Annotated in this window: 6 protein-coding genes and 1 pseudogene; 3 read left to right on the forward strand and 4 right to left on the reverse strand. The window is 40.8% G+C overall.

Annotation, left to right across the window (positions count from 1 at the left end; translation table 11 throughout):
• Positions 1–1,107: pseudogene (locus HWQ37_RS02915) on the reverse strand (hypothetical protein); the annotation flags it as partial.
• 95 nt (positions 1,108–1,202) lie between these two features.
• Positions 1,203–2,534: a P-loop NTPase fold protein gene (locus HWQ37_RS02920; protein ID WP_292743548.1), complete on the reverse strand. Its 1,332-nt coding sequence runs from the start codon at positions 2,532–2,534 to the stop codon at positions 1,203–1,205.
• 902 nt (positions 2,535–3,436) lie between these two features.
• Between HWQ37_RS02920 and HWQ37_RS02925 the strand changes: the two genes are divergently transcribed.
• Positions 3,437–4,270: a cell division protein FtsQ/DivIB gene (locus HWQ37_RS02925; RefSeq protein ID WP_292743551.1), complete on the forward strand. Its 834-nt coding sequence runs from the start codon at positions 3,437–3,439 to the stop codon at positions 4,268–4,270.
• Between the two features lie 221 nt (positions 4,271–4,491).
• On the opposite strand, the gene HWQ37_RS02930 is transcribed toward HWQ37_RS02925, so the two are convergent.
• Complete coding sequence (locus HWQ37_RS02930) at positions 4,492–4,719, reverse strand: hypothetical protein (protein ID WP_292743553.1); 228 nt, start codon at positions 4,717–4,719, stop codon at positions 4,492–4,494.
• Between the two features lie 259 nt (positions 4,720–4,978).
• Here HWQ37_RS02930 and HWQ37_RS02935 point away from each other — a divergent pair, with 259 nt between their 5' ends.
• Together HWQ37_RS02935 and ftsZ are read left to right on the forward strand one after the other, a co-directional pair.
• Positions 4,979–5,266 (forward strand): hypothetical protein, encoded by a 288-nt coding sequence (locus tag HWQ37_RS02935; RefSeq protein WP_292743556.1) that lies wholly within the window; start codon positions 4,979–4,981, stop codon positions 5,264–5,266.
• Positions 5,267–5,326: 60 nt separating this feature from the next.
• Positions 5,327–6,649, forward strand: coding sequence for a cell division protein FtsZ (ftsZ, locus tag HWQ37_RS02940; RefSeq protein ID WP_292743559.1), 1,323 nt, complete (start codon positions 5,327–5,329; stop codon positions 6,647–6,649).
• A 457-nt stretch (positions 6,650–7,106) separates the two neighbouring features.
• Here the strand turns inward: ftsZ and HWQ37_RS02945 are convergent.
• The coding region (locus tag HWQ37_RS02945; protein ID WP_465249661.1) for an ATP-grasp domain-containing protein at positions 7,107–7,499 on the reverse strand (393 nt) is incomplete at its 5' end.

The raw sequence follows: 7,499 nt of genomic DNA on the forward strand, positions 1-7,499 counted from the left end.
AGTTCCATAAGTTTTATGTAGATGTAATGACTTTTGAGCTAATTCTTTTAAGTCATCCCAAGCTTGTAAACGTTGCAGCATTTCACAAGCAGGTAAAATGAATTTAGCAACTAAATCTTCTCTTTGTACCTCCTCCAATAGCTCTAAGCATTGTTTAAACCACGACAGAGCATGTTCGCAATAGCTACTAGTATTTTGGTATAAGTCTGCCATTCGGTGATAACAAAGTCCCAAGTGGAATAGGACTATTGCTTGCTTGAGTAAAGATGAGAGAGAAGTATGGTGAGGACATGAGAGGGGCAAAGAAGAATTACTCTCCCACTCTGCTACTCTCCTCGCTTCTTGTTGCCATAATGCAAGGCTTCTTTGATAATTGGCTAAAGCACCATTAATTTGATCGTTGGCGTATTTATCTCGCCCCAACACAAATTCCAAACTAGCTTCTAATCCTGGTGTTAATTTAACGCCATATAGACGTAATAAATCATTACGGGCTGATTCTATTTCGTGGCGGTGTTGAGATTTAGGATCTAAATCTAGGAAGGCATTAGATAAAAATGTTTCAGCACCTGCTTCTAAAACTTTAGCAAATAGAGATTCTTCCTCTTGAGAGATTAAAGCAATTAAATCTGCTTTGGCCATTTCAAATTTAATCGTGGTTGCAGCCCAGCTTTTAAAATCAGGTGCTAATCTGGAAAGCAATGATGCCACTTCATCTTGTAGCCACAACACCACTGGAAATCGAAAAGTCGCAGCATAGATATCTCGTGCTTGGTTGATGCCTGTAAGTAAGTTTTCCAGATCGGTAATTGACTCAATACCGAAAACCATCACAGCCGATGGCAAAGTGTCTGTAAGTACGGCAGGATTATCTAAAGATAGTTCTGAGATTATTGTGCTGTGTAAAGAAGTAGTTGATGGATTGAGAACGATTTCTCTGATATTAATGTCTTTGGCGAGCGAGCGAATATTCTCTAACATTTGCTCGCGTAATCGCCCATAGTTACAGCGAACTAAAATCAGAGCAAATTGACCTTCGGAAAGTGCGATCGCTCTAATCAGTCTTTGCAAAGTATGCTGATTTTCTTTGGTGTAGCTGTTTGTCATTAGTCATTGGATATGGGGCATGGGGCATTGGGTATGGGGCATTGGTCATTAGTTAGTCCATTAACAAATGACCAATGACAAATGACAATTGACTGTTATTTTTTTTGTTGCCAAGCCAAAACTTTTTCTGTTTCTGCCAAGGCTGGACTGATGCCAAACCAGCGCCCAAGCGGATCGCGATATTCAAACAAATACATACTTCTTAATAAACTCTGATAGTCAGACTCACCTTTAACTCTCTGCTGCTGCACTACTTCAAACAATAATTCCCACTGGGACTCATCAATAGCTAATAGCAAATCGTCTCGGTAATCCTTAATCACGGCTTCTAAGCAGTCCCTAGAAAAAGGTGGATCTTGTCGTTGCAGACAGCTATAAAGTAAACCCAATAAGTTACGAATATGACCACCACTAACACGACATAGACGATCCAAGGTTTGGGAGCAATCGAATAATTCTGTAATTAATAAAAGTCTGCTATTTAAAGGAACTTCTGGAAAAGCTCTAGCTAGAACTAACTGACGCACTAGTGACATCCCAGGTTCGTAGTCACTACCATCTCTTTGCCGCACTAATACCATCGGCAGTACTTTTGGTGCAATCCCTCCCCCCAGACGATTTTTTAATGTCTCATACTCATTGGAGAAAATTAACGTTAGGGGAATTGTGTAAACTAGATGGCATTTGAGTCGGCGTAACTGTTCACCTCGGTCGATGAAGAGATATTCTGGTTGCGATCGCCCGGATGCTAGGGGACGCATATCCACTCGATCCAAATTATCTACAATCACTACCAGTCCTTTTTGACCCCTTAGCTTTAGCTGTTCAACAGCCTTTTCTAAAATTTCTTCGTTAATTGCTTGCAAAATACTATTGGTTCGTGGTTCCAGATATTGCCTTAGTTGATTCCGCATCTGGTTGCTATCTTTGGTTTTGGCAGTAATTTTGGCAATACCCAAGGACAACTCTGCTTGTCCAGAAAGCTCTATGGGGCTTTGCAAAAAATCGCCTACTTCTTTAAACAAATTGGTAAAATAACCAGGTTTAAGTTTGATGCTAATGCCTTCTAAACTGGCACTGACTTGACGAGCTACACTCAGCAGAATATCGCTGATATCAATATCCGCCATGTCTAAATCTTGACTGGACTCAAAATAAACCACATGAAATCCTGCCAATTCTAGTTCTGTCTTGAGGCGTTGCAATTCCGTTGACTTACCACAGCCGATATGACCCGTAAATAACTGGCAGGTTGGCTCATCTGGAGAAATCCGAACGATAGTCCGTTGCAATTCTTCGACAATCTTGCAACCACGTACATCAGCAAAATCTATGTAATACTGCTGATCTAGTACGTTACTTATATTTAGCGTGTAGCTGGGGTTACATGCCTTATAAAAACGTGACAAATTTAATGTCGTTTTCATGTATGTAGAGGTGTATGTAGATGCAGTTTAGTTTGGATTTTTTATACAATTAATCCCTATCTGGGATGTAGACACAGGATTGACTCGCAAGGTGGTATTGTCTTGCAAAAAACAGCAGTTGTTGCAGAATTACTGTCAGTAGTATGGTAGAGATTTAATTGACCCTAATAGCGAATGGCACTAAGATAACGCAAACCCATTATCTACAAAGCTTTTAGGTGTGGGGTGTAGGGTGTGGGGTATAGTGACGTTTGCGCGGGCGTTGCGTAGCAAAGAAATTTATTCATGTTCGCACTTATTTTTACTTTTATTGATTTTTTCCGAACCTACACCTATCCCCTATACTCAGACCTGGCAAGGATTTCATCTTTTATTCGTACCATTCGACCCGTCAGGACTTAAGCATATCTGTCCTTTTTACACCTGCTATTGAGGTTTTGACAATCTCTCGCTTTTGTTTGACGTGCCACAAAATTATCTAGTTGAGTAAATGTGTAAAAAAGCTTACGACAGTTCATAGTTCTTAGTTTGGATATCTGAGGAGCCTAGCTGGTATTAATTATAGCAATGTATACAGAGTCAAGGAATATTTGAATACCATTTAACATTCTATTTGTCAATAAAACAAAAACCTAAGCATCTTGATTAAGATTTTGTAATCTTTAGGAACTAAATCTTCAAAAATAACTTGTCAAAAAGGCTACAGTCAGTTAAAAATGGACACCGGAAACTTTAAATCAACGATGACTAGCGCCATAATCCTTGTGTAGTTACTGTAAAGTGTTACTAAAAATAAAAAAAGTCTTGAGGAGAGCGGCTAAAACATGCCAACAGTGTTTACTGAAATTAATAATGATACAAGAGTGTCAAGGAATTTAGATTGCAAGCAAAAAGGGGTGTGAATGGCTGGCATAATATCAGTTTCTCGCACGCATCTAGCCCAGCGTCGTCAGAAATTGCGTCGGCGGAGGCAGATGAGAATTATTCAAGCTATTTGGCGAACCTTTGCCATTACTGGTTTGGCGAGTGGATTGCTGTGGATGGCAGTCCAACCGATGTGGATGCTAAAGGCTCCCAAACAAATAGTGATGAAATCAGGCAATAAATTACTGTCGGATCAAACAACTCAGTCATTGTTGGTGCTATCTTATCCTCAGTCTTTGTGGCGGATTGAACCGTCGGCGATCGCAAATTCTTTGAAGAAGCAACCAACTATTGCCCAAGCGATCGTCAGACGCCGCCTGTTTCCTCCTGGATTAATCATTGAAATTCAAGAACGAGTACCTGTAGCGGTAACTCAAACGCGTGGCAACAAAAAAGTAACAATCGGCTTACTAGATGCAAGTGGGGCTTGGATGCCTTTAGAAAAATATACATCACTGAATCCCACTAAAAAATTACCCAATCTCAGAGTGATTGGTTCGCCAAATAAATATTGCCTCTACTGGACTCAACTCCATCAAGCTGTGAGCCAAAGTCCTGTGAAAGTGATGGAAATTGATTGCCAAAATCCAACAAATTTAATTTTGAAAACAGAACTAGGAAATGTGCATCTCGGTATTCCAGGTCCCCAGTTATCTGAACAAATTAAGGTACTCGCCCAAATGCGCCATTTACCAACAAAATTTAATTCCGGTCAAATAGAGTATATTGATCTGAAAAATCCCGAACTTCCATTAGTACAAATGAACCAAAAAGATCAAAAATTAACTCCCAAAATTCCTAAAAACATCTAGTGTGTTTATTGTTTTGATAGCTCCTAGTAAATTAAGAAGCTTTATGCTGATAAATATATTTATTATTTTCAGTTTTCCAGCAAATCGCCCGAAAATCGGCATTAACTTCTAATTAAAATGAGAAGATCGATCAAAAAATCTCCATTGCGAGTAACATACCCTCAATTGTTACCCTAACATCTAATAGTAGGGTGCAAGATGTCAGACAATCTAATGATGGTCTATGGCGTGCAAAACGCCTTCTGCTCATACATTTTTTGACTAAACCCAGTGCAAAAAAGAGAAGGATTCAGACTCGTGAACAGAGGCCACTGATGAGAACGGTTTACGCCACCATCCAAGTGCAGAGGCAAAAAGCTCTGGCTTTGGTCTGTTGAGGATACTTCCAAAGACAGTTTACTGAAGTTTAAATCTGTAACGAAAAATGCCGCCCAAAGTTGCGTAAGCATTGTTTCTGGGCAATAAGTTTGAATTTCTCTGTGCTGTAATTCCTATTAGGTGACGAAATCTCTTAGGAAATCTTGATTTGTTGGCAGCACTAGTGAGAGTTCTTGTAGGATAGACTATTGCTCCAACAAAGTGGCCATTGAGACCACCCAAACAACAAATTAATCAGGTATAGTCTGACAAGTAAATTCTTGCTTAGTTTAACCTTAAAAATAAGTAAGTAGAAGGTAAATTTTGTGTCTAAAGTTGCAATCATCCCCAATGGTGAAACATATTAACAATATTATTATTGAGGCAGAGAAGATACGCTGTAGTGTGTCTTTACAAGTTATGCCTTCGGCTGAGAATAATGAAGAAATTAATGTCTGGTTGAAGTTATACAAGTCAGTTTTAGATAAATATAGGTATACTTCTCTAGAATTGGCTGTGCGATCGGCTGCTTTAAAAGCTTATCCCATAGCAAATTTTCGCACTGCCAATTCTGTTAGGCTTGGCAGTAGTGAAAACAATAAAGAACAACGCCATAATATTGTGGCATTGTCAAACTAAAGTTGACTCTTAGGTGAATAACACCTGAAAAAGTCGTTTATCTACCCTTTCACAAATCCAATGACACTTGATAATAACCAAGGACTTAACTATAAAAATTCCCAATCTACGGGACAGCCGGGGTTCTCTCTGGCAGTTAACTCGACTAATCCCTTTAATAACTCCGGGATGAACTTCGGACAAAATCACGATAATAAGAAGATTTTTGCGGAAAATAGCCGAATTGGGGAGATTGTTCCAGGTCGGGTCGCCAACATCAAAGTGATTGGTGTCGGTGGTGGTGGTGGCAATGCTGTTAACCGCATGATCGAGTCTGATGTCTCTGGGGTAGAGTTTTGGTCAATTAACACTGATGCCCAAGCTCTTACCTTAGCTGGCGCTCCAAGTCGATTGCAAATTGGGCAGAAGCTAACACGAGGTTTAGGAGCAGGTGGTAATCCTGCTATCGGTCAAAAGGCAGCTGAGGAATCACGGGACGAAATTGCTACGGCTTTAGAGGGTGCAGATTTAGTATTTATCACTGCTGGTATGGGGGGTGGTACTGGGACGGGTGCAGCACCAATCGTGGCAGAAGTGGCCAAAGAAATGGGCGCTCTTACTGTTGGTGTAGTCACACGTCCATTTGTTTTTGAGGGTCGCCGCCGCACCAGCCAAGCGGAACAAGGTATTGAAGGACTAAAAAGTAGAGTAGATACACTGATCATTATCCCTAACAACAAACTGCTGGAAGTGATCCCCGAACAAACGCCTGTGCAAGAAGCTTTTCGCTATGCAGATGATGTGCTACGTCAAGGGGTACAAGGTATTTCTGATATCATCACGATCCCCGGTTTGGTAAACGTTGACTTTGCTGATGTCCGAGCGGTGATGGCAGATGCGGGATCGGCACTGATGGGAATTGGTGTGAGTTCTGGAAAATCTAGAGCTAGAGAAGCTGCGATCGCAGCTATTTCTTCACCATTACTAGAGTGTTCTATTGAAGGCGCTAGAGGGGTTGTATTTAATATCACAGGTGGTACTGACCTGACTTTGCATGAAGTGAATGCAGCCGCAGAAGCAATCTATGAGGTAGTCGATCCCAACGCCAATATTATTTTTGGGGCTGTAATTGATGACAGGCTCCAAGGTGAGGTCAGAATTACTGTAATTGCCACCGGATTTACAGGTGAAGTGCAAGCTGCGGTACAACAAAGCGTGGCTAACGTTCGAGTAGCACCTAATACTTCAAAGCGTCCAACAACACAGCAACCCGCAGTTAATCCCACAACCTCAACTCCAACTCCAAGTCCAACTCCAACTCCAACTCCAATTCCAGAACCAAAAGAAAAACCTGGATTAGATATACCTGATTTTCTGAGAAACCGACGCACACCAAGGAATTAAAAGATTTGAGATTTTAGATTAACTTAGCAGTCTCAGGTCAAGCTGAACGCTGTATAAAATCTGCTACTTCTACCAGGGTTTTACTAAGGGTAGGGATAAGCAATCTTTTGCCATCCCCAGTTTTGCCAATTAGTAAAAAACTCATCAACGCTACTTTATAGAATGAATTTGGGCAGGAGTCTACTGGCTTGTATGTCCAGCTATGCTTTCAGAAAAAACGATAGGAATACCTGCCCAACTAAGGATGCATCACGATAACGTAGCGTTAGCGATGCAGGAGCGTCACAACCCCTCCTAGACATGGATACATCTACCCCTCACAATCTATTAAACTCACACTCAGTATAAATAAATACACTTACTTAAAGTAAGTAGTATATAAAAACCACCCACGCAAGTGGCCGAAGGAAATCTGTTTGCTGGGGAATAGGACATCAAACAGAAAAATAAATGTAAATTATTTTTGGATTTTTAGTGTCTGTTCAATCCATTGAATAACCTGATGACCAAGACGAGTACCGTCTAGACGGTCAATCTCACGGATGCCGGTAGGACTAGTGACGTTAACTTCAGTTAAGTAGCCACCGATAACGTCAATACCCACAAAAATTAAACCGTTTTGGCGTAAGCGTTCGGCTACTTGGGTACAAATTTCATACTCTCTTGGGGTAATTTCGGTTTGAGCGACTGTACCACCAGTTGCCATATTATTGCGAAAATCAGTTCCACTAGAGAGGCGATTGAGCGCGCCTATTGGTTCACCATTAAGCAAGATAATTCGCTTATCTCCTTCTTTTGCCTCCGGTAAATAAGTTTGTACCATTACTGGCACTTTACCTTGGAGGGTACT

The organism is Nostoc sp. NMS4 (genome assembly GCF_017115095.1).
Lineage (GTDB): Bacteria > Cyanobacteriota > Cyanobacteriia > Cyanobacteriales > Nostocaceae > Nostoc.